The organism is Lysobacter sp. N42 (assembly GCF_004344885.1).
Genome location: NZ_SKFB01000001.1, coordinates 980,390 through 1,005,012, shown reverse-complemented (window position 1 = coordinate 1,005,012; position 24,623 = coordinate 980,390). Strand labels below are relative to the sequence as shown.

The following is a 24,623-nucleotide window of genomic DNA, read 5'->3' as shown; positions in this document are numbered from 1 at the left end:
AAGGTTTGACGGAAGAACAGCGTAACTGTAATATTCGCCTCCGTTGTCACCAGCGTCTTGCATGTTGGGACAATAAAAATGTAAAAGTCGGCGAGTAGCGCAGCTTGGTAGCGCACTTGGTTTGGGTCCAAGGGGTCGCTGGTTCGAATCCAGTCTCGCCGACCATTTACACTGCGAAGTCTTAGCAGGAATATCGCTTCATACCGCGCGCTCGTAGCTCAGCTGGATAGAGCAACGGCCTTCTAAGCCGTCGGTCGCAGGTTCGAATCCTGCCGGGCGTGCCAGTGTGAATAGAACAGACCTATCAGTGGTGGGTGTAGCTCAGTTGGTAGAGCCCCGGATTGTGATTCCGGTTGTCGTGGGTTCAAGTCCCATCATCCACCCCATCTTTCTTAAATATCCTAGTTCGGCGAGTAGCGCAGCTTGGTAGCGCACTTGGTTTGGGTCCAAGGGGTCGCTGGTTCGAATCCAGTCTCGCCGACCATCTTCGTTTTAATATTTTTATCAATCAGATGTGAGCTTTGAAAGTATCGCTTTTAGGCGCTCTTCACCGATTTCGTTCATGCGTGCAATGTTGTTTTCAGGAATAGACTCGGGGTTGGGGTAACGACTGAGTACTTTCTCCATGTCTTCACTACGAAGTATATGCAGCATTGGGTAAGGGCTTCTGTTGGTATAGTTTTCAGCGTCGCTCGATTGGGCGCCTTCAAATGTATAGTTTGGGTGAAAGTGGGCGAGTTGGAAGGTTGCATCAAGTCGATGCGTTTGCAATGCCATTTCTAGCATGGCAACGCGCCCTAGAAAGTCATCGAAATCGTTACAGTTCGGCCAAATGATTAGCGTTGTTGCGATGCTTGGGTTGTCTTTTAAATACTGCAATTCATGCAGAAAGTGGTCGAAAACCTCACCGTCGTCTGTTGTCTTAAGCACTTCGTATCGAATGGTTTTCTTAGCCCATTCCTTGTGCGCAAAAGGACATAAATTTTCTTTGATCACCCAATGCTCAAGCCAGCGTTCGGTCTTTTCTATTGCCTGATGTGTCATATTGGCCTTAGACATAATAAAATCCAAAACATTATAAGTGATCCCGCTTCTGTTGGGCAGACAATTCAAGCACAATAGAGCTCAAACTTGTGTACATTTTTATTGAGAGAGAGCTTGTCATGAAATCTAAAGCTACGAGTGAATGGTCTGCAGACACTAAGGTTGCCCAAGCCTTAGGTGCTTATGATGAGCTTACGCAAGGTGTTGTTCCTGCTATCCATTCGGCAACAACTTATTATAGAGACGCTGATAACCAATATCGAACAGGCCGAGTATATAGTCGTGACAACAACCCGACCTATTTACCGGCAGAAAGGCTATTAGCGGACCTAGAAGGTGGGCAAGAAGCTTTATTGTTTGCTTCTGGAATGGCGGCTGCTGTGGCCGTTTTTATGAGCTTACCTGCCAACAGTCACGTTATCGCACCGAAGATAATGTACTGGTCTTTACGAAACTGGTTGAAAACAGACGCTCCCAGATATGGGGTAAGTGTAGATTTTGTAGACATGAGCAACCTAGATGAGCTTTCCAGCGCTGTAAAACCAAACGAAACCCGTCTGATATGGGTTGAGTCGCCCGCAAACCCTATGTGGGGCGTCACAGACATCAAGAAAGTCGCTGAAATCTGTCAAAAACACTTTATTTTACTTGCAGTAGATTCCACTGTGGCAACGCCAATTATATGCCAGCCGCTGGCGTTGGGGGCCGACATTGTGATGCATTCGGCTACTAAGTATTTGAATGGCCATTCAGATGTAATTGCCGGAGCGCTTGTTTGTAAGCGTTCTAACGAGTATTGGGAAACCGTGAAAAGGTATCGTAAGCAAGCTGGCGCTGTGCTTTCTCCATTTGATGCCTCACAGCTTTTACGGGGTATGAGAACGCTGTCGATTCGGGTCGAAAAATCATCGGAAAATGCGATGTTTTTGGCACATGAGTTAAGCCAGCACCCCGAAGTTGAGGAGGTGTTATACCCAGGTCTCATTGACTCAGCCTGTCACACGGTTGCTAAATCGCAGTTTAAACACGGATTTACCGGGATGATGTCGATTTGTGTCAAAGGTGGTGCACCGCGCGCGATTGCCATAGCCGCACAAACACAAATTTGGCGCAGGGCAACATCGTTAGGGTCGGTTGAAAGTTTAATTGAGCACCGAGCTAGTATCGAAGGGGAAGGAACACCTGTTCCGGACAATCTATTGCGGCTGTCCGTAGGAATAGAAGGAAAAGATGATTTGCTTAAGGACTTATTACAGGCAATAGAGGCGACAAAAACGGTTTGAGTAGTGCATTCTTCGTTCCTGACGGAAGTAGTAGAGTAGAACTAGAGATCAAGAAAAGCCGCTTTATTGGGCTTGCGGCTCGTGTGGACAAGAAATCGGATGTCCAAAAGGTGCTTGAAGCAGAAAAGCAACGTTATCCTGACGCTCGTCACCATTGCTGGGCATACCAAATTGGCTCTCCAGCTTCACCGCGAATGGCGGCTATGAACGACGATGGTGAACCCAGTGGAACTGCTGGTAAGCCTATTCTGAACGTTATCCAGCATAAAGATATAGGCCACATTATGGTTGTGGTTACGCGTTATTTTGGTGGGATTAAGCTAGGCGCCGGAGGATTAGTTAGAGCTTATTCAGCAGCCGCAGAGCAAGCCGTTTCAGAGCTCGCCTTAACCCATTTTGAAGTCACGAAAGAGGCTTCTATCTCGTGTGATTTTTCACAAGAGCAATATGTGCGTCATTGGCTAGGAGAGCAGGGGATTAGTGTTCGGGACTGTCAGTATAGTCATGTAGTAACGATTCAATTCAACGCGCCAGAACGAATTGCTGGCGCTCTAGAAGACCTGTCTCAGCGACCTGAGTTTGAAGTTGAGGTTGAGAACTAACGAAGCATTTGTACGGGGTCGAGTTCAACTTGGCAATAATTGCTTGGGTAATGGTTAAAGGTGTTGTCCCAACTCACATTCTTCCTAGAAGTTTTGCTGACCCCCAATATGAGCAAATCGGCAACACTGTAATAGAACCCATCGAAATCGCCTTCATTCATACACCCAACGGACTCGTCGAAGCCGAACTCTGTAATGTCTTGGTCCACATTGATTCTATTAAAGAAGCGTGTTTCTCTGCGCAAAAAGGCATCTAAGTAATGCTGCACAACATTTCGAAATCCAGGGAAAATATAAAAGCTCCAGTTTTGCACCCAGCTCTCGTTTTGTGCGCCCCCAGACCACGCGACTACAGCGTCGTTGTTGAGTACGCGCTTATGGGCCGCTGTGAAATAGTAATTAGCACAACTATTTAGGCAGTAGTCCATCACTTCAATCGTGAACTGGTTGCGGTAGAGGTGATAACCCCACTGCATCGCTGACATTGGGTCACCGCCGTTGCTGGTCACTCTGAAGGTCTTTATTTGAGGGTTTGCGTTAGATATTTCGAGGAGTTGTTCTACGCTACTTGCGCTTGTCTCACCTACCATTTCAATCGCGTTTTCAGTAACCGTAATGGTCGCTTGGGGCAGCTCTTGCGGAGCGTTACTGCAAGCTGCAAGCACTGTGGCCGAAATTAGAAGTGTGAACACACGCATCATACAAAAATGACTCCTACTGATGAGCTTAAAGGTATAACACATCACTTTAATTTTTAGAAACTTAAACCAATTCCTTAAAATCATCACCTATTCGATAACAACCGCGATTCCGTCCTACCTTTTTAGCTTGGTATAAAGCTTCGTCTGCTTCAAGGATTGCATGCTCGGCGTCTGACATGTCACTAGGTGTTTTATGGGCTATGCCAATACTCACAGATAAATGATTACTTACTTCGCTTGTGTCGTGAGGTATAGCTAGTTCTTTCAACGCTACTTGAAAGCTCTGCGCAAGCTCCAGGGCTTGTTCTAATGTGCCTTCAGGTAGCAGTACTGCAAATTCTTCACCGCCAAAGCGCGCAACAACTTCGCCGCTACGTCGGAAATATTCGGTAAGAAGCTTCGCCACAGAACGTAAAGCATGATCACCGGCAATATGACCATAATGGTCGTTAAATGCTTTGAAAAAATCGATGTCGAGCAAAAGCAGCGTAACTGAATGTGAATGTCGAATTGCTCGAGCAACTTCTTCTTGTAACCGGGAGTCGAAATGGCGTCGGTTCGCTATCCCCGTTAAACCATCTTTATGTGCGAGTTCTTTTAAGCTTTCGTTGGCTTCGATAAGCTCTTGCTGGGTCGCTTTTAATGAACGCATGTATTGTTCGCTTTGCAGCGAATTGGCAATGATTTCACCCACAAGCTTTAGTCGACGGGTGTCAGCTTCTGTCCAATGGCGGTGGCGAGCCACCATGTCACAACCCACTACGCCAATAAGTTTATTGTGTGCATACATACCCACACAAATTACAGAGCGAATATCTTCATTTTCGAATTCTTCTCGTTCTGCTTGCCCTTGTTCAGGAATAAGGCTTGTGTCATGTACTAAGAACAAACCTTCTTGTTCCATACATTGGAAAAACCAAGGAAGTGCTTCTCGAGGAATATCTTTAAGTTCGTCTATATGGCTTGTAATTCCCTCACGAACCCACTCGAACGTGTTGCTGAAGCTTTCACCTTCGTTACTGAATTCGAAAATATATGCACGGTCAGACTGACAAAACTCGCCTACAGCCTCTAATGCGTTTTCTATGTGCGAGAAAATTTCTTCACCCTGAGCATTGATCAACTGTGAGGACAGTTGCGACATCAATTTGTCGAAAGCAATCATGTCACGCAAACTAAATTCGCTTGAGAGCAGGTCTGCTGCGTCTCGTTGCACAACAAACAAACGGTGGTCGCGCTCCATGATCAACGCGGAATGAATAACTTTTCCCTTGAACTCAATAGCATGGCTTCTAATGTTAATTGCGCGCTCGTGAATCAGTAAGTCTCTGCGCTCAACTGGAAAACCTTGCAAGGCTTGAGTTATGGGCGGGTCTTTGGGTCGCCGCATTTCGCTAAATCCGGTTAAGTCAGCATCCAAGGAAAAGGGTAGAGATTCAATTTCGTCAAAATCTGGATTTTGGCTATTTAATTGAAGCAGCTTACATGCGGCCTCGTTCGCGTAGAGCGAACTTGCGTTGCCGGTAATTGGCTCAAACGAAGAAATAATGGCTACCGGAAATTGCTCGAGCAGCGCTGTGCAATAACCTTCTAACACCTCTGTGGGTAACAATGGTTGGCTTGAGCCTTTATCTGACATCTAGAAATCCAGTTGTATCGATCCTTCGTGAATGACATCAGCAACCGTTACTACACTATACGTGGCAATGTGTTCAGTGATCGGAAAAGTATTAATTAAACAATAGTCTATTCAAGATTGCAGTGCTTAGTATTTGATGTCAACGCCAACCAGTTATTTTAATGCAAAGGGAAATTTTGGGGAACGGGTCGACTCATGCTTTAAGCCTCGCTATAATGTCGCGTCTTTTTTAAGTATGAGACAGTACTTTCGTGTATAAAGTACTGTTCAAGTGCGCCATACGGCGCGGTTTTTATCGGTTTATATACCTTCAAGTGATACTGAGGTAACAACGCAATGCAGGTTTCTGTAGAAACAACTCAAGGTTTAGAGCGTCGCATTACGATTTCTATTCCTGCTGAAAAAATTGATCAAGAAGTAAAGAATCAAGTCAAGCAACGCGCACGCACTGTACGTATGGACGGCTTCCGTCCTGGTAAGGTTCCAGTGTCAATGGTAGAGAAGCGTTTCGGACCTGCGATTCGTCAAGACGTAGTCATGGAGCAAATGCAGCGCCATTATGTTGAAGCCATCATGCAGGAAAAAATTAATCCAGCAGGTGCGCCTCGTTTTGAACCTAAGTCAGACGAACCAGGTAAAGACGTAGAATTTGTCGCGATTGCTGAAGTTTATCCAGAGATCGAACTGAAAGACTTGGATAAAGTAAAAGTTGAAAAGCCTTCGGCTGAAGTTACGGACAAAGATCTAGACAATATGCTAGACACCCTTCGTAAACAGAACGCAGGCTGGAAGTCAGTGAAACGTGGTGCTAAAGACGGCGACCGTGTAACTATGGACTTCTTAGGTCGTGTTGACGGTGAAGAGTTTGAAGGCGGTAAAGCTGAAAACTTCGCACTTGAAATGGGCCAAGGCCGCATGATTCCGGGTTTTGAAGACGGTGTTAAAGGGTTAAAAGCTGGCGACGAGAAAACTATCGAAGTCACTTTCCCTGAAGATTACCACGCTGAAAACTTGAAAGGTAAGGCCGCAGAGTTTGATTTAACTATCAAAACGGTTGAAGCACCTGACCTACCAAAACTAGACGACGCTTTTGCAGAACAGTTTGGTGTTGCTGAAGGTGGTTTAGAAGGCTTGAAAGCTGAAGTTCGTAAGAACATGGAGCGTGAGCTAGAGAACGCGGTAAAAGGCAAAGTGAAGCAACAAGTCATCAAAGGCTTGCTTGAAGCAAACGACGACGTTGCTGTACCGAACGCTATGAAAGAGCAAGAGATTCAAGCTCTACGTCAGCAAGCTATGCAACGTTTCGGCGGTCAAGGCCAAAACATGCCAGAGCTTCCAGCTGAATTGTTTGAAGAGCAAGCAATTGAGCGCGTTAAAGTAGGTTTGTTATTGGGCGAAGTTATTCGTACAAACGAGCTTAAGGTTGACGATGCGAAAGTTGACGCACTGATCGAAAGCACAGCTTCTGCGTATGAAGATCCACAGCAAGTGATCTCTTACTACAAGCAGAATGAAGAGATGATGCAGCAAGTACGTAACGTTGCACTTGAAGAGCAAGCAATTGAGCTTATTCTTGAGAAAGCTAAAGTCTCTGACAAAACAGAAAGCTTTGACGAGGTTATGAACCCTCCTAAGCAATAACTGTTTGCTGAATTCGTCAGGAATTGGTTTAATGGCTCGAGTGTGCTCACTCGAGCCATTTCATTTTAAGGAGTTGGTAAAAGATGCAGGATTCTATCACCGATCCAATGTCAGCATTGATCCCTATGGTTATCGAGCAAACGTCGAAAGGCGAACGCTCATTTGACATTTATTCTCGCCTATTGAAAGAAGGCGTGATTTTCCTCGTTGGACCTGTGGAAGAACAGATGGCAAATCTTATTGTCGCGCAAATGTTGTTCCTTGAGTCAGAAAATCCAGAAAAAGACATCTATCTTTATATTAATTCTCCTGGTGGTTCGGTAACTGCTGGACTAGCCATTTACGATACGATGCAGTTTATTCGTAACGATGTTTCTACCGTGTGTATTGGACAAGCAGCAAGTATGGGCGCATTCTTACTAGCTGGTGGCGCAGAAGGGAAACGTTTTTGTTTGCCTAACTCTCGCGTAATGATTCACCAACCATTGGGTGGGTTTAGAGGCCAAGCGTCGGATATAGAGATCCATGCAAAAGAAATTTTGTATATTAAAGAAAGATTGAATCAAATGTTGGCGGACCATACGGGTCAACCGCTTGATGTAATTGCAAAAGATACAGATCGTGACCACTTCATGAGCGCAGAACGTGCTGTTGAATATGGATTGGTTGACGATATATTGACTAAACGAGAATTGAAAGGTTAAGTCGATGACAGATAAAACAGGTGGCGATTCTCAAGGTGGCAAGTCTTTATATTGCACTTTTTGTGGGAAAAGCCAGCACGAAGTAAAAAAACTGATTGCAGGACCCTCTGTCTTCATCTGTGACGAATGCGTTGACTTGTGTAACGACATTCTGAAAGAAGAAATTAAAGAGTTGGCCACGCAAGAACAGCGCGACCATATGCCTACGCCGAAAGAAATTCGTGCGCACTTGGACGACTATGTGATTGGTCAAGATCGCTCTAAAAGAGTGCTTGCAGTAGCGGTTTATAATCACTACAAGCGTTTACGCAATGCGGGCCTGAAAGAAGAAGTTGAGCTAGGTAAAAGTAACATTTTGCTGATTGGTCCAACGGGTAGTGGTAAAACATTGCTTGCTGAAACCTTAGCACGATACCTCGACGTACCTTTCACGGTTGCCGACGCTACTACGCTAACCGAGGCTGGTTACGTAGGTGAAGACGTTGAAAACATTATTCAAAAGCTTCTGCAAAAATGTGACTACGATCCGCAAAAAGCGGAGCGCGGAATCGTTTACATTGATGAAATCGATAAGATTTCACGTAAGTCTGACAATCCGTCAATTACTCGCGATGTGTCGGGCGAAGGTGTGCAGCAAGCGTTATTGAAACTGATTGAAGGCACAGTTGCTTCAGTTCCTCCTCAAGGCGGGCGTAAGCACCCACAACAAGAGTTTGTTCAGGTCGATACCTCGAAAATTCTATTCATTTGTGGTGGTGCATTCGCAGGGCTTGAGAAAGTGATTCAACAACGTCTTGCTACGGGCACTGGCATTGGTTTTGGTGCGGAAGTACGTTCAGAGAAAGAGAAGTCTCAAATAGACGTGCTTACCAAGGTAGAACCTGGCGACCTAGTAAAATATGGTCTTATTCCTGAATTTATTGGTCGTTTACCTGTTGTGGCGAGCTTGTCAGAGCTAGACGAAGATGCGTTGGTGCAAATTCTACAAGAGCCTAAAAACGCGTTAACGAAACAGTATGGCGCGCTGTTAGCTATGGAAGACGTAGAGCTTGAATTTAGAGAAGACGCACTGAGAGCCATAGCTAGAAAAGCAATGCAACGTAAAACAGGTGCGCGCGGTCTTCGTTCTATTGTGGAAGACGTGCTTCTGTCAACAATGTATGAGCTACCTTCGATGGACAACGTAAGTAAAGTGGTTATAGATGAAACCGTGATTAACGGTGAGTCTGACCCCATTATTATTTACGCAAACAACAAAGACGCTCAGGCATCTGGCGAATAAACATCCAATTAAGGGGCATTTCGCCCCTTTTTTGCATCCTGTTATTGAACTTTGCTTCACGACCCGCATATATATAACTATTCAAACTATTTGGTACGCTCCACATGGGGAAAGTAATGACAGATTCGAGCGTTGAAAGCTATACAATGCCAGTACTTCCATTGCGCGATGTCGTGGTTTACCCACACATGGTGATTCCACTTTTTGTTGGCCGTGAAAAATCTATTCGCTGCCTAGACGCTGCAATGGAGCAAGATAAACAAATATTTCTCGTCGCGCAGAAAGACGCAGGCGTAGACGAGCCAACGTCCGACGACATATATGAAGTTGGCTCAATTGCGACGATTCTTCAAATGCTGAAGCTCCCAGACGGAACCGTAAAGGTGCTGGTCGAGGGTATTCAGCGCGCCAACATTGAAAAGTGGAACGACGATGAAGACTTTTTCACCGCTGATATTAAAACGGTGGAGTCTGAAGCACTTCCTGAAAAGGAAGAAGAAGTTTTAAGTCGTTCGGCGATGAATCAGTTTGAAGGCTACGTGAAGCTGAACAAGAAGATTCCACCAGAGGTTATTACTTCACTTTCCGGAATCGACGATGCGGACCGATTAGCTGACACCATGGCTGCTCATATGCCGCTGAAGTTGGCTGACAAACAGCACGTACTTGAAATTATTGATATTCGTGAGCGCATTGAGTATTTAATGGCGCTTATGGAAGGTGAGATCGATATTTTGCAGGTGGAGCGCAAAATTCGAAGCCGTGTAAAACAGCAGATGGAAAAAAGCCAACGCGAGTACTATTTGAATGAGCAAATGAAAGCTATTCAAAAGGAGCTTGGTGAATCTGAAGACGGCGTAGACGAATTTGAAGCCCTAGAGAAGCGCATTCAAGAAGCTAAAATGACGAAAGAGGCGGAAGACAAAACGCGCGCTGAGTTACAAAAGCTTCGTATGATGTCGCCAATGTCTGCTGAAGCGACCGTAGTAAGAAGCTATATCGATTGGATGACTTCGGTTCCATGGCATAAGAAAAGCCGTGTGAAGAAAGATTTAGCGAAAGCCGAAGCTATTTTGAACGAAGACCACTACGGTTTAGAAAAAGTTAAAGAGCGTATTCTTGATTATCTTGCTGTACAGCAGCGCAGTAAAAAGGTACGTGGTCCTATTTTGTGTTTAGTTGGTCCTCCTGGTGTAGGTAAAACGTCGTTAGGACAGTCGATTGCCAAAGCGACAGGACGTAAATATGTGCGTATGGCTCTCGGTGGCGTTCGTGATGAAGCTGAAATTCGCGGTCACAGACGTACATATATTGGCTCTATGCCGGGCAAATTAATGCAGAAAATGGCGAAGGTAGATGTTAGAAATCCGCTGTTCTTGCTTGATGAAATCGACAAAATGTCGTCGGACATGCGTGGCGACCCAGCATCTGCTTTGTTGGAAGTTCTAGATCCAGAGCAGAACAGTGCATTTAACGACCATTATCTAGAAGTGGACTACGACCTTTCAGACATAATGTTCGTGGCAACTTCAAACAGTATGAACATTCCTGCGCCGCTGTTAGACCGTATGGAAGTTATTCGTTTGTCGGGTTACACCGAAGACGAGAAACTGAATATTGCGCGTAAGCACTTGCTCGATAAACAAATGGAACGCAATGGCTTGAAGAAGGGCGAAGTTGATATTTCTGACGACGCTATTCTCGGAATAATCCGCTATTACACACGTGAAGCAGGTGTTCGTAACCTTGAGCGTGAGTTGTCGACGCTATGTAGAAAATCGGTACGCCGTATTTTACTCGACAAGAAATTGAAAAAAGTGAAAATTGACGAGAACTCGTTAGAGGACTTCTTGGGTGTTCGTCGATTCGACTTTGGTAAAGCAGAAGAGAATGACCAAATTGGTCAAGTTACCGGCCTTGCGTGGACGCAAGTAGGCGGTGATTTGCTAACCATTGAAGCGACAACTGTACCGGGTAAGGGCAAAACGGTTTGTACCGGCTCTCTTGGCGACGTCATGAAAGAGTCGATTAGTACTGCTATGACCGTGGTACGCAGTCGCGCGGAACTTTTGGGTGTTGAAGAAGACTTTTACGAGAAAAAAGATATTCACGTCCATGTTCCTGAAGGGGCAACGCCTAAAGACGGACCAAGTGCTGGTATAGGCATGGTAACGGCCTTGGTATCTTCGCTTACAGGTAATTCAGTACGCGCTGATGTGGCCATGACGGGCGAAATTACCTTGCGTGGTGAAGTGCTGGCTATTGGTGGTTTAAAAGAAAAATTGCTGGCAGCCCACCGTGGCGGCATCCGTCGAGTATTAATTCCAAAGGAAAATGAGCGCGATCTCAAGGAAATTGCGGACAATGTTAAGGCTGATTTAGAGATTCATCCAGTAAAATGGATTGATGAAGTGTTGAAGTTAGCGTTGACTAATGATCCATTTAAATCAATGAAAAATAAGAAAAAATAGCTTTTTCTTAGGGCTTGAAAGCAGCGGCTGCGACGAAAATTGTTAATTTTTAGCGAAAAAGACTTTTCATCGCCGCCGACTGTGATAGCCTTAAGGAAGTTATCCGAAGCCATGCAGGCCAAGGGTCGTAGGGATTCGGTAGACTTTTTAGCAAGCATCTTGAGTACTTGAACTAAAGATATAAGCTTGTTATAAACTTTGCTGGCCCATTTCTAAATGGAACCAGAAAACTCCATAATAACAATCTAAGGGGATGATACTGTGAACAAGTCTCAGCTAATTGACAAAATCGCAGCAGACGCAGAACTTTCAAAGGCCGCTGCCGGTCGTGCTCTAGACTCTATGGTCGACGCAGTAACAGAAGCATTGAAAAGCGGTGATCAAGTTGCTCTAGTTGGATTCGGTACTTTTTCAGTTCGTGAGCGTTCAGCACGCACTGGCCGTAACCCACAAACGGGTCAAACAATTCAAATCGCTGCTGCGAAAGTTCCAGCTTTCAAAGCAGGTAAAGCACTTAAAGACGCTGTAAACTAAAAACTTACAGTAGTGCTACACGAGGGCGCCGTAAGGCGCCTTTGTTGTTCATGGGGACTCATAATCTAATCAATTAGTGTGGTATACTCTCAGCGTTTTGAAGTTGCAGTTTGCGACTTTGTCTTGAAGTAGAATCGAAGTATTTTTCATAAAAGAGATTATTTATGCTCGAAAGGATCCGTGAGGGCGCGCAGGGCCCGATAGTAAAAGTCGTTTTGGGAGTACTTGTTGTAGCTTTTGCTCTAACAGGTGTGAATGCGTATTTAGGCGGCGGAGTAGACAATTATGTCGCATCTGTAAACGGCAAAGAAATTTCCCGTGCCGAATTCGACCGCGCATACCAAAGCCAACGCAGTCAGATGGAATCTCAATATGGCGAAATGTTTGCCATGTTGCTTGCCGACGAGTCTTACGTGCAGTCTTTGCGTAACGACGTGCTTGAGCAGCTTATCGAAGAAGAGTTAAGCATTCAGTTTGCGAATGAACTAGGTCTACGTCAGTCTGACGAAGGCTTGCGTAATATTATTCGCAACATGGAGCAGTTCAACTTCAACGGTACATTTAACAATGACCTATATACTCGTGCGTTAATGAACTTAGGCATGAGCGCAGGGCAGTTCAGAAACTACATGGACGAGCAAGTGAACCGTGAAGTTCTGTTGACTAGTTTATTTGCTACCGACTTCTCGCTAGACCATGAAGTTGATGCGCTTCAGAAATTACAGAATCAAACGCGAAGTGGTCGTTACTCTGTATTAGAAGGTAGTGCGTTCGCTGACCAGGTAGAAATTACAGACGCGGACATTGAGTCTTATTACTACGACAACGAGTCACGTTTTCAGGTGCAAGAAGAGATTCAACTTCAGTATGTAGCGCTAGATCTAGACGATATCGTAGAAAGAACGAATGTGTCTGAAGAAGAAGTTCGAGATTACTACGACAGAAACCCGCAAGCTTATAGCTCAGAAGAGAGCCGCAGAGTAGCGCATATTCTCGTTGAGTTTGGTGATGATGAAGCTGCTGCACTTGCTGAAGCCGAAGCTGCACTAGCCCGTATTGAAGCTGGTGAAGACTTTGCCGAAGTTGCAGCTGACGTATCTGATGATATGTTTAGTGCTCAAGACGGCGGTGACTTAGGTACATTAGAGCGTGGCTTGATTGACCCAACATTTGAAGATGCGGGTTTTGAGTTAAACGAGCAAGGTCAAGTGTCTGACGTCGTGCGTTCAGAGTTTGGTTTTCATATCATTAAGCTGACAGAGTTTAATGAAGCTACTCAAACGCCGTTTGAGGAAGTTGCTGACAACATCCGTACTGAGTTGGCGCGTGTTAACGCTGAAGACGAGTACTTCCGTTTACAGCAAGAGTTGGCGCGTATTAGCTTCGAAGTTCCTGATACATTAGAGCCTGCTGCACAAGCTCTAGGCGTAGACATTCAAACTAGCCCAGTTATTTCCAGAGCTAATCCACCAGAAGGGTTCGATTCACCTGACCTTCTAGCTCAAGCTTTCTCTAGTGACGTTACTGAGAGAGGCTTAAACAGTGAGCTAGTGGAGTTAGCGGAGCGTTCAGTTGTGGTCCGTGCGGAATCTTATCAGCCGGCGCAAACTCAACCATTGGCAGATGTTCGCGACCAAATCGTTGCAACATTGACCACTGAGCGTGCGCAAGATTTAGCTTTACAAGCTGCGTCTGACCTGAGAAGTCGTATCGAGAGTGGTGACACTGCGGGTATCGATTTTAACTACATCGAAGCAACGAAACGTTTTGCAACGGAATTGCCGGGCGCTGTGCGCACTGAGCTTTTCAAAATGCCTTTCGTAGAAGGTGAGTCTAGCTTTGCAACGGTGGAGCTTCGTAACGGCGATGCAGCAGTTATTGAGCTGACCGACGTAGGTGAGGGCTCTATTGACGAAAGCATGAACGACAGATTCGCGCAGGAGCTTGCTGGTCAATACACCGAGCAATCTTATCGTGCCCTTATGGAAGCTTTGAAAGCTAACGCAACTATCGAAAGACGTTTGCGTTAAGCATTGCACTGAGTGAGCAATGAGTGAAGGGCTCTCGCCCCTCACGTTATTAAAAGCTAATGAGGATATAACTTAAGCGCATCCGTTTGATGCGCTTTTTTATGTGCGCCTGAAAATGTTTTCCAAAACGCTTTGCCGCGTGTATAAGTTGACTTTTCTTTCCCATACAAAGCGGCTTCCAATGCAGCGAGTTCCTGCTTAAAGTCTTGGTGTTGTTCGAGCTCAGCTCGAATACCCTTTCCGTTGTCTTGGTCATTTTTGCGTGCATTCATCCATGCTCTAAAGTTCTCCATGATTAACACTGGCTCATTGCTATTACAGGCTTGCTTCAAGTTGTTTAAAGGCTGACGAGCACGGTTTGGAATATAGGTATTCTGCACGTCACTAGAGGCCTTGCGTGACGCTCCACGCTTAGCTCGGATAAGCAATATAAGGGTGACTAGCCAAATTATGAATAAGACAGCGAGAGCGCCATATAAATAACTATTCGATGTTCTGGCGCCGCCTTGCTCATGAATACTCGCTATACCTGTGTCGACTTGCGGCTGGGTTGCAGTATCTAATGGCTGTTCAGCTTCTGTTTCCGTTTCTGCAACCGGGCTTATACGCTCAGGCTCAGACGCAGAAGGTGTAATTGTTAATTGAACGGCAGCAGTGGAAGCTTGCCTGCTTTGATCTGCGCTCGGATTAAACCAAGGTATATTAATTTGAGGTAATTCAAACTGACCTTCTCGGCTTGGAATATACACCGTGGTATAGGTTACTTGTCCAATTCGTGTGTCGCGGCGGGCAAATACTTCTTGCTGCGGCGTTTCCGGGTACACACGAAGTCCGTCCGGTGAGGAAATATCGAGTTCTGGAATTTGCTCTGGGCGCACTCCCTCAGCCGTAATAGTTACAGTTTCAGTAATAGGCTCTCCGACCGCAACCATACCCGATGCTGGTGAGATTTGTCGCTCAATGACAACCTGTTCACTCACAAACCATTGACCCTGATATTGCTGTGGTATGGGCTGCACATTAAGCTCTACATTGGGTGTCATAAGCGACACTTGTTCTGGTCTGGAAAAGCCTGAAAAGCCTCGAGAGTTGGGCTGACGATAAATACCTTCGAACTGAACTCCTTGAACCTCCACAGAGCCACTCCTTTGCGGCGTAATGGCATAAACTTGCGTGATCACCTGGTAACGTTGACCATTTATAATTTCTTGTCGCTCTCTGTTCTGAGTAATTTGTTCAACGTTAGCGTTGTCCGCGAGTGGGGGAGCTATAGTGCCATTCTCAAGCGGTATGTCACTGTGAATAAACAGGTCTACGGTATAAGTCACTTGCTGTTGTACGTAAGGCGAAGCTTCACTAACGGTACCTTCAATAAAGAACGGCCGATTTTCACCATTCTGATTACGCTGAACTTCAATGACCTCAATTTCAATGGGTTGTGTTTGAGCGCCTTCAATATCGAACGAGGGTATTGTGTAGCGGCCTGGTTCGCGGGCGGTTAATCTTACGGTCCAACGCGTGGTTCTTCTTGTTACGCCTTGACTCGTCACGCTAGAGGTATCAATGGAAGTTGCACCTACCACAAAGTCCCGCATTAACGGGCGAGAGCTAAATGCCCAACGAGGTAAGTCTTCGTCGGCTGTTACCGTGAGGTTAAACGACTCATTCACAATGACGGGATTGCGATCAACTGACACGTCAATTTCTAATCCATAAGCATTACTGCTGGTCAGAATGAGTATCACAGCGACAAAACCAAGGTAGAAAGGTTTCAGCATGGATGTTTGAACTCCTAGTTAAATCTTTGTAGACGGCGGCGCTCTGCTTCAAGTAACAGTCTGTTTTTCAACAATAGAGCGGGATCGTTAGGTAATCGGCGTAATAATTGCTCAAGTTCAGCACGCTCCTCTTCAGACAAGTCTTGCCAAGCCTCTGGAATCTCTAAAGCCTCTTCGTTGCCCTCGGTTTCAGCGGATTGTTGTTGCTGCTCTGCCGTTTGACTATCATTCTGTTCTTGTTGCTCTTGGCTTTGTCCGTCGGCATTTTGCTCTTCACTTGGCGACGTATCGGAGTTCTCTTGCTCACTTTGTGAGGCGTCGCTTTGATCAGACGAGCTGCTATCTTGCGACTCCTGCCCATCGTTGGACTCTTGATCTTCGCCTTGTTGGTTCTGGTCACTGTCACCGCTTTCATTTTCTTGTTGAGATTGTTGCTCCTTCATTTGCTCAACAATTTCTTTGTTTTCCAACGCAGACTGCCAGTTAGGTCTTTGTTGTAGGGCTTGATCGTAAGCGTCAATAGCTTCCTCTAAATGACCTGAGTGGGCTAGGCTGTTACCTAAATTATAAAAAGACTCTGCGGTTTCTTGCTGACCGAAATATTGTGCGGCTTGTTCATAATCTCCGGCTCGATACGCTGCCATTCCTTGTAACATAGGGTCGTCTGACAGTCCTTCGGTACGGTCATATTGTTGGCTTTGGTATGCATTCAAAGCATTCTGTTCTTTGTTCCGAAATGCGTTTCGCACACTATTCATGTTGAACCAAGATACGCGCTCAATTACTAAGTCGCTATCTTCTGCGTTCGTAGCATAAACAGGTGGTGTGGTCAGGAACTGTGAAAGAAGCAGTACTCCCGCAATACTGAGTACTTGTGTTTTTCGACCGAGTGCGAATAGCAATGGCAACATTAGCCAAAGTAGGTAAGGCCCCATATCAAGCCATTGATTATGATTAATTGACTCGCGTTCAGTGGCGTTTGCACTTTGTTCGGGAAGTGATATAAGTGCGTCAATATCGCCGCTATTCGACGAAATTGAGCGATGTATGCCACCTGTTTGCTGCGCAATGTTTTCGAAGTAGTCGACAAACAAGCGCGGAATAACCAGGTCACCTTGCGGCGTGCGAAGTAACTCGCCTTGTTCAGTTCTTACCGGCGCTCCATCTTCTGTTCCTGCTGTGATCACGGAAACACGGTGGTTGGCTTCTCGAAGGAATTGACGAATATCTTCCATATCTGCGCGGTCAATGCTGCCACTGAACCAATATATGTCGCCTTGTGAATATCCCGCTTGCGTCAACATGTCGTGTGCCATTTGAAAACCTGCTAAAGGGTTACGACCAGGTACTGGCATAATTTCTGGTGTCAGTGCTGGCATCATGCTTTGCAGGTTTTCTGGATCCCGCGTAAGGGGCGCGATGGTAAATGCGTCGCCTGAATAAGCCACCAAGCCTGTTTGGCCGTCTTTTAAGGCATTAATGAGATCTAAAGCCTTATATTTAAGCCTTGTATGGCGGTCGGGCGTTAAATCTGTTGCGCGTGTGTCCATGCTCGCGTCGAATAAAATAACATAGCCACGGTCTTGGCTTGTTACTGGAATTGGTTGCTCAATCCATGCAGGGCCGGCTGCCGACAAACTTGCGATAACCCAAATTGCAGTAGCTATTTTCCACGGAAATTTTCGAACTTTCTCTGCGGACTGCACGAGGTATTGCTGTAAATGCGGGGCAATAACTTGGCGTGCAATACCCGATTGAGAAGAACGTTTTAACCACCACGGAACGAGCACAAATAAAGGCAGTAGTAATAACAACCATAGTGGGCGTAAAAAGTGGAATTCGGCAAACATTACTTGAACCTCCGCCAACGTATAGCTCGAAACATTTCGAATAGAAGCACGCTGACTAACGCTAAAATAATGAACCAATGCGTTAGGCTTTGAAATGGTCTGAAAAATTGCTCGTCAGACTGAACCGGTTCGAGTTGATCTAAAGTTTCGTAGATGCGCTCCATGTCTTCTGCACTTCTTGCCCGGAAATACTCGCCATCAGTGACTTCAGCCACCTGCTGTAAGAATACTTCATTCAGTTCTTGGCTTGGGTTAATGCGTCGGTTGCCAAAAAGCCCCGACACTAACATCTCGTCGGCGCCGATACCGACGGTATAAATTTTCACGTCATTACTTTGAGCCAATTGTATGGCGTCTTCAGCGTCAAGGTTGCCGGAATTTACCATGCCGTCGGTAAGCATAATGACAACTTTTTGTTCGGCTTCTCTTTCTAGGAAATAACGAATAGAAATACCAATTGCGTCGCCTAAAGCGGTGCGCTGCCCAACTAAGCCAATTTCTGCTTCTTCGGCTAGTTCAGCAACCGTTTCCAAGTCTGAAGTGACGGGTACATATAAGTGAGCCGAGTCGGCGTATAGCACCAAACCTACGCGATCTCCTGTACGTCTTCGAATAAAGTCAGCGAGAATAGAGTGCGCTGCATAAAGTCGGGTAACGCGTTGTCCTTGCATAACCATATCGTCGACTTGCATGCTGCCGGACAAGTCCATGGCGACTAAAATCTCTCGCGCTTCTTGTTCTACTGGAATAGGTTCTCCCACCCATCGAGGCTGTGACATACCCGCTACGAGTAACGCCCAAACCCATAATGGAAAGAGATATTTGATTTTGCGGCTGGCAACGTTGTGTTCGATTCCTAAAGCACGTTTTTTAATGTTAGGAAAAGAAAAACGTTGACCTGAACGAGACCAAGGCTTAATGAACCAGTAAATTACCGGTACAGGTAAAAGAACCCACACCCATGGCCAAGCAAACTCAAACATAGTTTGGCCTCCGTGGACACGCATGATGAAGCCAAGTTAAAGCGAATTGCTGGTATTGCTCGACATGTTGCGCGTCGGTTTGCCGATACATGTTAAGTGCCAAGGCTTCAACGTGTTGCTCAGATGCGCGAAGGGGCTCTTGCAACTGGTTGTTTAAATACACTAGCCATGCTTTGCCTGTAAGCGTATGTAAAGCTTTTGCATCGCTGTTGTTAGCATCAGAAAGGTAACGACGGCAGGCTAATTTCAAAACGGTCGTAATGTCACCCATGCTGTTCTGGGGCGTCTGCAGTGTTTGGCAACATTGTCTCCATACCCATTGGTCGCGCTTACGTTTACGCGAAACTAAAATACTTACAGTAATCGCAATGATTAAAAGTGCTATAAGTGCCCACCAGCCCCAGCCTAAAGGCCACCAGGTTACAGTAGAAATCTCATGGATATCATTGAGTTGAGCGAGAGGATTATTCATGCATATTGCCTCTTCGACTCTTGCCATTGCTCTTCCGGTGGAGAACCAGCTGAAAAATTCAAGATAGGAACGCCAGCCGATTTAAAGTATTCAAGTTGCTGCTCTTGTAGCTGTAAGCTGTTTTCTTCATAGGCCTGTTTAAATTGAGGTGAGGAAAAGTCAAAGTCTACTTCGTAGTCACCATCGGTAGCTCGTAATGCCTCTCCTTTGAATTCCGGTAGCGATATCTCGAGAGGGTCATATACGTTGATGGCTAAAACTCTGTTATGTCTTCGTAGCCCACGTATAAGGGTTAAAGAGGCTTGGTCGAGTTGCGAGAAATCACTGATTAAAATAACGTCTGAACCTGGTGTTACCAATGTTTGCAGCCGTTGTAATTGTTTATAGAGAGTTTGCTGAGCGGGCGCCTCAGAGGCTGACTCTTGCTCTGTTCTTATCATCATTTTCAACCAGCGCAGTACACCTTTTTCGCGACCTTGTGGTTTCATTTCATGGGCAATAGAGTCGGTAAATACTAATCCTCCAATTCTATCGCCTCGTTTTGCTACTGCCCAGCCGATTGCTGCGGCAATGTGAGCTGCGCACACAGACTTAAAAAGAAGCTGGCTACCAAACCGCATAGAGTGAGAAAGGTCGACGCATACAAAAACAGGGCGCTCTTTCTCTTCTCGAAAAAGCTTTGTGTAGGTGTCTCCCGTACGAGCGGTCACGCGCCAATCGATAGCTCGAATATCGTCTCCAGGTTGGTAATGGCGAACTTCATCGAACTCCATGCCTCTGCCACGTTGTTTACTTAGCTTAGAGCCTTGCTGGGTATGGCTGCCTTGCTTACCTCGAAACGGAGGCGTAAACGGGCGCGAACGGTAATAGAGAAGCTCTTTGACTTGCAAAGACACACCATTACATTTCCACTTATTTAGCCATTCTTCCGGCTTAAGGGTGGACTTCACGTTGCAGGCACCTTTAATAATAATTGATCGATAACTTGGTCTTTTTGAATTCCGTCGGCTTCGGCTTCGTAACTTAAAATAAGACGATGACGAAGTACTGGGTGCAGCATCGCTTGAATATCGTCGGGAGTTACAAAGTCGCGACCGTCTAACCATGCTCTAGCTCGCGCGCAGCGGTCTAGTGCAATAGTCGCTCGCGGGCTAGCGCCAATTTCTATCCATTGTGCAAGTTCAGCGTCGTAGTCACCCGGCTGTCGGGTAGCTACAATAAGGGCAACCAAATAGCGCTCCACATTTTCTTCCATGTGAACATTTAATGCTTCTTGGCGCGCTGAGAAAATATCAGTTTGCGAAATTTTAGGCGGCTCAACGGTAGGTGTTCCTAACGACTCATTTCTATTCAGTCGCAGAATTTGGGTTTCAATTTCACTGTCTGGATACGACACCACTAAGTGCATTAAAAAACGGTCGAGTTGAGCTTCTGGAAGTGGATAAGTACCTTCCTGTTCCAGTGGGTTCTGCGTTGCCATAACCGTAAATAATTCGGGTAATGGGTAAGTGGTTTGGCCCACTGTAATTTGACGCTCTGCCATGGCTTCTAGTAATGCTGCCTGAACTTTGGCAGGCGCACGGTTAATTTCGTCCGCAAGTACTAAATTGTGGAATAAAGGACCTTTTTGAAATTGAAATTCGCCGGTTTCAGGTCGATAAATATCGGTTCCTGTGAGGTCAGCAGGCAGGAGGTCGGGGGTAAACTGGACTCGGTGAAAGTCCCCCTCTATACCTTGAGAGAGTGCCTGCACTGCACGAGTTTTAGCCAAGCCTGGTGGACCTTCAACAAGAATATGACCATTGGCAAGTAAGGTAACAAGCAAGTGCTCAACAAGTTCGGGTTGTCCCAATACTTGTTGTTCTAAATACTTGCGCAATTGTTGAAATGGAGCTGCGTGTTGCATCTGTAAGACTCCCAGATTCTTATAATTTTTTAAGGCGTTTGCTACGACCATGAATGCATTCTACAGTTCCCGTCAACAGTAAGTATTTGCAGGGAAATGCTAATGGCTTCGTTATTTTGATTTATAGTAACTCTTACAATGGGGTTATTCATCTGCTTTGCAAGGTTTCTTTCTGACTCAGATCTCGTTAGAATCGGGATGAAATTCGTGGTCAGACCAGTATTCGATAGGGGATTTATATGTCAGCACCGCAACAACGATTGATTACGCCTAACGGCGATCGTATCGCAATCGTGGCAGGTTTACGTACACCGTTCGCTAAACAAGCGAGCTTTTTTCATGGTGTGCCTGCGCTCGATATGGGGAAAATGGTAGTTCAAGAGCTTATCCAACGATTCGACGTAGACCCAGCATGGGTGCAACAGTTGGTTTTTGGGCAAGTCGTACAAATGCCAGAAGCTCCTAATATCGCCAGAGAGATTGTATTAGGAACGAGTTTACCCGTAAGCACCGATGCATACAGTGTGTCTAGAGCTTGTGCTACAAGTTTCCAGTCTGCTGTAAATATTGCAGAGTCGATGCTTGCTGGCACTATCGATGTTGGTATCGCAGGTGGTGCAGACTCGTCGTCGGTGTTGCCTATTGGCGTGTCTAAAAAGCTTGCGCGAGCGCTAGTCGATCTGACTAAAGCGAAGACCTTAGGTCAGCGTATCGCTATTTTCCGTCGTTTAGGACTGAAAGACTTATTACCTGTGCCACCAGCGGTTGCAGAATATTCAACAGGGTTGAGTATGGGACAAACCGCTGAACAAATGGCTAAAACGCATGGTATTACGCGAGAAGCACAGGACGAATTAGCGCACCGTTCACATACCTTAGCGCACCAAGCGTGGGAAGAAGGGAAGCTCACCGAGGAAGTGATGACTGCTCATGTGCCTCCTTATAAGTCGTATTATGAGAAAGACAACAACATTCGCGAAAATTCTGACTTAGCGGGTTACGCAAGATTACGCCCGGTGTTTGATCGCAAGCACGGTAGTGTGACTGCAGCAAATGCCACGCCGCTAACCGATGGTGCGTCTGCAGTACTCATGATGACAGAGAGTAAAGCTAAAGCGTTAGGTTATAAGCCATTGGGTTACATTAAGAGCTATGCATTCTCTGCAATAGATGTACATACCGATATGTTGATGGGACCTTCGTACGCAACGCCTATCGCACTCGACCGTGCAGGAATGAAGCTTTCTGATTTAGATCTTATCGATATGCACGAAGCTTTCGCAGCGCAGACACTGGCGAACAAGAAGATGTTCGCAAGTAAAAAGTTTGCAGAAGAAAAATTAGGTCGTAGTGAAGCTATCGGTGAAATTGACGAAAGTAAATTTAACGTACTTGGCGGCTCTATCGCTTATGGGCATCCTTTTGCCGCAACTGGTACACGCATGCTAACCCAAACCCTTCGTGAACTTCAGCGTCGTGGCGGTGGTGTAGGACTAACAACAGCATGTGCCGCAGGTGGTTTAGGTGCAGCAGTAATTGTGGAGGCAGAATAATGACTGATACAGCGAAAGCATTTTCTTTAGACATTCGCGACAACGGCATTGGTGTCGTCACAATCGATGTTCCTGGCGAGTCTATGAACACGCTTAAGGCGACATTCGTCGAAGAAGTTTCTGAATTAATGTCAGCAATTAAGGGCAATAAAGACCTTAAAGGTTTGGTGTTTATTAGCGGTAAGCCGAGCTCGTTTGTCGCTGGTGCTGATATTCGCATGATCAATGAATGCCGCACCGCAGAAGACGCCGAGAGTTTAGCGCGTCAAGGACAGGCTTTATTTGATGAGTTAGAAGCACTGACAATCCCTGTGATTGCGGCTATCCATGGACCAGCTTTAGGCGGCGGTTTAGAGTTGGCACTGGCGTGTCATGCTCGTGTTCTATCAGACTCACCCAAAACGGTACTTGGACTTCCTGAAGTACAGCTAGGCCTACTTCCTGGCTCTGGTGGCACGCAACGCTTGCCGCGTATTGTAGGTATTCAGCAAGGTTTAACGCTAATGCTGACCGGCAAACAGTTACGTGCAAAACAAGCGAAAAAGTTAGGGTTAGCGAACGAGGTTGTGCCTGAGTCGATATTACTTGATGCGGCTATGGAAATGGCGCTGAAAGGCAAACCTGCAACACCAAAACCTAAATTGAACTTCATGGGTAAAGTACTTGAAGGCCCAATGAAAGGTGTGGTGTTTAGTAAAGCTCGCGAACAAGCTCAAAAGAAAGCGAAAGGTAATTACCCAGCTATTGATTGCATCATTGACACCATTAAAACGGGTGTGACAAAGGGTATGAAAGCTGGCTTGGCGTTTGAAGCTAAGAAGTTTGGTGAGTTGGCGATGACGCCAGAGTCTCAGCAACTTCGTAATATCTTCTTCGCAACCACAGAGATGAAGAAAGAAACTGGCGCTGAAGGCACTAAACCAAGTGAAGTGAAAAAAGTTGGCGTGCTAGGCGGTGGTTTAATGGGCGGCGGCATCGCGCATGTCACCATTAATAAAGCTAAGTTACCGGTTCGCTTGAAAGATATTAACCATGACGGTATTTCTAACGCCATGGCTTATCACAATAAATTACTGCAACCACGGTTAAAGCGACGTCACATTACGAAAGCGGACTATGAGAAGCAGTTACTTATGCTTACGGGAAGCTTAAACTACAGTGGCTACAAAGACGCAGACATCGTTGTAGAAGCAGTATTCGAAGACCTAGACTTGAAGCAAAAGATGGTTGCAGACATCGAGCAAAATGCGGCTGAGCACACCATATTTGCTACCAATACTTCTTCGTTACCGATTACTCAAATTGCAGCGAAAGCAAAGCGTCCAGGACAAGTGATCGGGCTGCATTACTTCTCTCCGGTAGAGAAAATGCCGTTGGCGGAAATTATTACCCATGAAGGCACTACGCCAGAAACAATTGCAACGACAGTGCAGTTTGCTAAGCAGCAAGGTAAAACGCCGATTGTGGTTGCAGATGGTGCAGGTTTTTACGTGAACCGTATTCTAGCGCCATATATGAATGAAGCTGCGCGTTGGTTACTTGCCGGAGAGCCTGTCGAAGCAATCGACAAAGCGTTGGTTCAATTTGGTTTCCCTGTGGGACCAGTTGCGTTGCTTGATGAAGTAGGCATCGATGTAGCTAGTAAGGTTGCGCCTATTTTGCGTAACGAACTTGGCGAACGCTTTGAAGCTCCAGACGCGTTTAGCAAACTTATTGATGACGGACGTAAAGGCCGCAAAACCAAGAAAGGCTTCTACCGTTACGATAGCAAAGCAAAGGGCAAGCAAGTTGATAGCTCGGTGTATCAGGTCTTAGGTATTCAACCTAATGCCCAAGCAAGCGCCAAAGCTATCTCAGAGCGTTGCGTATTGCCGATGCTGAATGAAGCGGCATGGTGCTTACAAGAAAATATTATCCGCTCGCCTCGCGACGGTGATATTGGTGCGATCTTTGGTATTGGTTTCCCTCCGTTCAGAGGTGGTCCTTTCCGATACATGGATGCACTCGGTGTAGCGCATATTGTTGAGCGCCTTGAAGCTCTAGCAGCAAGTGAGGGCGAGCGTTTCAAACCTTGTGAACTGCTAGTGACGATGGCACAAGAAAACCAGAAATTTTACAAAGATTAATTAAAACCTTTGGAAACAAAGCCA

19 protein-coding genes and 4 tRNA genes are annotated in these 24,623 nt (G+C 45.9%); 14 read left to right on the top strand and 9 right to left on the bottom strand.

The features are described from left to right. Positions 1 to 88 precede the first annotated feature (88 nt). The 4 genes from EYQ95_RS04935 to EYQ95_RS04920 all read left to right on the top strand — a co-directional run bounded on the left by EYQ95_RS04935 (position 89) and on the right by EYQ95_RS04920 (position 484). A tRNA-Pro gene (locus EYQ95_RS04935) sits at positions 89 to 165 on the top strand. Between the two features lie 42 nt (positions 166 to 207). Continuing rightward, positions 208 to 284: transfer RNA gene (locus tag EYQ95_RS04930), tRNA-Arg, on the top strand. Positions 285 to 310: 26 nt separating this feature from the next. Next, a tRNA-His gene (locus EYQ95_RS04925) sits at positions 311 to 386 on the top strand. A gap of 21 nt (positions 387 to 407) precedes the next feature. Then, positions 408 to 484, top strand: a tRNA-Pro gene (locus tag EYQ95_RS04920). Positions 485 to 504: 20 nt separating this feature from the next. Here EYQ95_RS04920 and EYQ95_RS04915 read toward each other — a convergent pair. Beyond that, positions 505 to 1,059 carry a DUF1415 domain-containing protein gene (locus tag EYQ95_RS04915; protein WP_111913822.1) on the bottom strand — a complete coding sequence of 185 codons (555 nt, stop codon included), beginning with the start codon at positions 1,057 to 1,059 and terminating at the stop codon, positions 505 to 507. Positions 1,060 to 1,163: 104 nt separating this feature from the next. On the opposite strand from EYQ95_RS04915, the gene EYQ95_RS04910 reads away from it, so the two are divergent. Beyond that, positions 1,164 to 2,327: a PLP-dependent aspartate aminotransferase family protein gene (locus EYQ95_RS04910; RefSeq protein ID WP_111914817.1), complete on the top strand. Its 1,164-nt coding sequence runs from the start codon at positions 1,164 to 1,166 to the stop codon at positions 2,325 to 2,327. Next, positions 2,324 to 2,929 carry a YigZ family protein gene (locus EYQ95_RS04905; RefSeq protein WP_111913823.1) on the top strand — a complete coding sequence of 202 codons (606 nt, stop codon included), beginning with the start codon at positions 2,324 to 2,326 and terminating at the stop codon, positions 2,927 to 2,929. The genes EYQ95_RS04910 and EYQ95_RS04905 overlap by 4 nt, the downstream gene beginning before the upstream one ends. Here the strand turns inward: EYQ95_RS04905 and EYQ95_RS04900 are convergent. Next, complete coding sequence (locus EYQ95_RS04900; RefSeq protein ID WP_111913824.1) at positions 2,926 to 3,630, bottom strand: hypothetical protein; 705 nt, start codon at positions 3,628 to 3,630, stop codon at positions 2,926 to 2,928. The genes EYQ95_RS04905 and EYQ95_RS04900 overlap by 4 nt on opposite strands. A gap of 61 nt (positions 3,631 to 3,691) precedes the next feature. Continuing rightward, positions 3,692 to 5,269: a diguanylate cyclase gene (locus EYQ95_RS04895; RefSeq protein WP_111913825.1), complete on the bottom strand. Its 1,578-nt coding sequence runs from the start codon at positions 5,267 to 5,269 to the stop codon at positions 3,692 to 3,694. A gap of 336 nt (positions 5,270 to 5,605) precedes the next feature. Between EYQ95_RS04895 and tig the strand changes: the two genes are divergently transcribed. The 6 genes from tig to EYQ95_RS04865 all read left to right on the top strand — a co-directional run bounded on the left by tig (position 5,606) and on the right by EYQ95_RS04865 (position 13,931). Then, a complete protein-coding gene (gene tig, locus EYQ95_RS04890; protein ID WP_111913826.1) occupies positions 5,606 to 6,910 on the top strand; it encodes a trigger factor in 1,305 nt (434 codons plus the stop codon). Positions 6,911 to 6,993: 83 nt separating this feature from the next. Next, entirely contained in the window at positions 6,994 to 7,614 is a 621-nt protein-coding gene (gene clpP, locus EYQ95_RS04885) for an ATP-dependent Clp endopeptidase proteolytic subunit ClpP (protein ID WP_111913827.1), read from the top strand. 4 nt (positions 7,615 to 7,618) lie between these two features. Next, positions 7,619 to 8,896 (top strand): ATP-dependent protease ATP-binding subunit ClpX, encoded by a 1,278-nt coding sequence (clpX, locus tag EYQ95_RS04880; RefSeq protein WP_111913828.1) that lies wholly within the window; start codon positions 7,619 to 7,621, stop codon positions 8,894 to 8,896. 116 nt (positions 8,897 to 9,012) lie between these two features. Further along, positions 9,013 to 11,367, top strand: a complete 2,355-nt coding sequence (gene lon, locus EYQ95_RS04875; protein ID WP_111913829.1) for an endopeptidase La — start codon at positions 9,013 to 9,015, stop codon at positions 11,365 to 11,367. Positions 11,368 to 11,628: 261 nt separating this feature from the next. Continuing rightward, complete coding sequence (hupB, locus tag EYQ95_RS04870; protein ID WP_111913830.1) at positions 11,629 to 11,901, top strand: nucleoid-associated protein HU-beta; 273 nt, start codon at positions 11,629 to 11,631, stop codon at positions 11,899 to 11,901. A 164-nt stretch (positions 11,902 to 12,065) separates the two neighbouring features. After that, entirely contained in the window at positions 12,066 to 13,931 is a 1,866-nt protein-coding gene (locus tag EYQ95_RS04865) for a SurA N-terminal domain-containing protein (protein WP_111913831.1), read from the top strand. Between the two features lie 56 nt (positions 13,932 to 13,987). Here the strand turns inward: EYQ95_RS04865 and EYQ95_RS04860 are convergent, their stop codons facing one another. Genes EYQ95_RS04860 through EYQ95_RS04835 form a run of 6 tightly spaced genes read right to left on the bottom strand, consistent with a single transcriptional unit; the run spans position 13,988 to position 20,920 of the window. After that, the gene (locus tag EYQ95_RS04860; protein ID WP_111913832.1) at positions 13,988 to 15,709 is read right to left on the bottom strand and encodes a BatD family protein; all 1,722 of its coding nucleotides are present in this window, start codon (positions 15,707 to 15,709) and stop codon (positions 13,988 to 13,990) included. Positions 15,710 to 15,723: 14 nt separating this feature from the next. Then, complete coding sequence (locus tag EYQ95_RS04855) at positions 15,724 to 17,559, bottom strand: tetratricopeptide repeat protein (RefSeq protein WP_111913833.1); 1,836 nt, start codon at positions 17,557 to 17,559, stop codon at positions 15,724 to 15,726. Beyond that, a complete protein-coding gene (locus EYQ95_RS04850) occupies positions 17,559 to 18,542 on the bottom strand; it encodes a VWA domain-containing protein (protein WP_165831903.1) in 984 nt (327 codons plus the stop codon). The genes EYQ95_RS04855 and EYQ95_RS04850 overlap by 1 nt, the downstream gene beginning before the upstream one ends. Continuing rightward, a complete protein-coding gene (locus EYQ95_RS04845) occupies positions 18,535 to 19,014 on the bottom strand; it encodes a DUF4381 domain-containing protein (protein ID WP_165831904.1) in 480 nt (159 codons plus the stop codon). The genes EYQ95_RS04850 and EYQ95_RS04845 overlap by 8 nt, the downstream gene beginning before the upstream one ends. After that, the gene (locus tag EYQ95_RS04840; protein WP_111913836.1) at positions 19,011 to 19,964 is read right to left on the bottom strand and encodes a DUF58 domain-containing protein; all 954 of its coding nucleotides are present in this window, start codon (positions 19,962 to 19,964) and stop codon (positions 19,011 to 19,013) included. Before EYQ95_RS04840 ends, EYQ95_RS04845 begins: the two co-directional genes overlap by 4 nt. Then, positions 19,961 to 20,920: a MoxR family ATPase gene (locus tag EYQ95_RS04835; RefSeq protein ID WP_111913837.1), complete on the bottom strand. Its 960-nt coding sequence runs from the start codon at positions 20,918 to 20,920 to the stop codon at positions 19,961 to 19,963. The genes EYQ95_RS04840 and EYQ95_RS04835 overlap by 4 nt, the downstream gene beginning before the upstream one ends. A gap of 239 nt (positions 20,921 to 21,159) precedes the next feature. Here EYQ95_RS04835 and fadI point away from each other — a divergent pair, with 239 nt between their 5' ends. Beyond that, a complete protein-coding gene (gene fadI / locus EYQ95_RS04830) occupies positions 21,160 to 22,473 on the top strand; it encodes an acetyl-CoA C-acyltransferase FadI (protein WP_111913838.1) in 1,314 nt (437 codons plus the stop codon). Then, a complete protein-coding gene (gene fadJ / locus EYQ95_RS04825; protein WP_111913839.1) occupies positions 22,473 to 24,599 on the top strand; it encodes a fatty acid oxidation complex subunit alpha FadJ in 2,127 nt (708 codons plus the stop codon). Before fadI ends, fadJ begins: the two co-directional genes overlap by 1 nt. Positions 24,600 to 24,623 lie beyond the last annotated feature (24 nt).

What these genes read in the sequence shown, in the direction of transcription:
- EYQ95_RS04845 (WP_165831904.1), bottom strand. Translation starts at nt 19,014, where the DNA reads ATGAATAATCCTCTCGCTCAACTCAATGATATCCATGAGATTTCTACT.
- EYQ95_RS04860 (WP_111913832.1), bottom strand. Translation starts at nt 15,709, where the DNA reads ATGCTGAAACCTTTCTACCTTGGTTTTGTCGCTGTGATACTCATTCTG.
- EYQ95_RS04915 (WP_111913822.1), bottom strand. Translation starts at nt 1,059, where the DNA reads ATGTCTAAGGCCAATATGACACATCAGGCAATAGAAAAGACCGAACGC.
- EYQ95_RS04835 (WP_111913837.1), bottom strand. Translation starts at nt 20,920, where the DNA reads ATGCAACACGCAGCTCCATTTCAACAATTGCGCAAGTATTTAGAACAA.
- lon (WP_111913829.1), top strand. Translation starts at nt 9,013, where the DNA reads ATGACAGATTCGAGCGTTGAAAGCTATACAATGCCAGTACTTCCATTG.
- EYQ95_RS04850 (WP_165831903.1), bottom strand. Translation starts at nt 18,542, where the DNA reads ATGTTTGAGTTTGCTTGGCCATGGGTGTGGGTTCTTTTACCTGTACCG.
- fadI (WP_111913838.1), top strand. Translation starts at nt 21,160, where the DNA reads ATGTCAGCACCGCAACAACGATTGATTACGCCTAACGGCGATCGTATC.
- EYQ95_RS04865 (WP_111913831.1), top strand. Translation starts at nt 12,066, where the DNA reads ATGCTCGAAAGGATCCGTGAGGGCGCGCAGGGCCCGATAGTAAAAGTC.
- EYQ95_RS04900 (WP_111913824.1), bottom strand. Translation starts at nt 3,630, where the DNA reads ATGATGCGTGTGTTCACACTTCTAATTTCGGCCACAGTGCTTGCAGCT.
- EYQ95_RS04895 (WP_111913825.1), bottom strand. Translation starts at nt 5,269, where the DNA reads ATGTCAGATAAAGGCTCAAGCCAACCATTGTTACCCACAGAGGTGTTA.
- clpP (WP_111913827.1), top strand. Translation starts at nt 6,994, where the DNA reads ATGCAGGATTCTATCACCGATCCAATGTCAGCATTGATCCCTATGGTT.
- clpX (WP_111913828.1), top strand. Translation starts at nt 7,619, where the DNA reads ATGACAGATAAAACAGGTGGCGATTCTCAAGGTGGCAAGTCTTTATAT.
- EYQ95_RS04855 (WP_111913833.1), bottom strand. Translation starts at nt 17,559, where the DNA reads ATGTTTGCCGAATTCCACTTTTTACGCCCACTATGGTTGTTATTACTA.
- EYQ95_RS04910 (WP_111914817.1), top strand. Translation starts at nt 1,164, where the DNA reads ATGAAATCTAAAGCTACGAGTGAATGGTCTGCAGACACTAAGGTTGCC.
- tig (WP_111913826.1), top strand. Translation starts at nt 5,606, where the DNA reads ATGCAGGTTTCTGTAGAAACAACTCAAGGTTTAGAGCGTCGCATTACG.
- fadJ (WP_111913839.1), top strand. Translation starts at nt 22,473, where the DNA reads ATGACTGATACAGCGAAAGCATTTTCTTTAGACATTCGCGACAACGGC.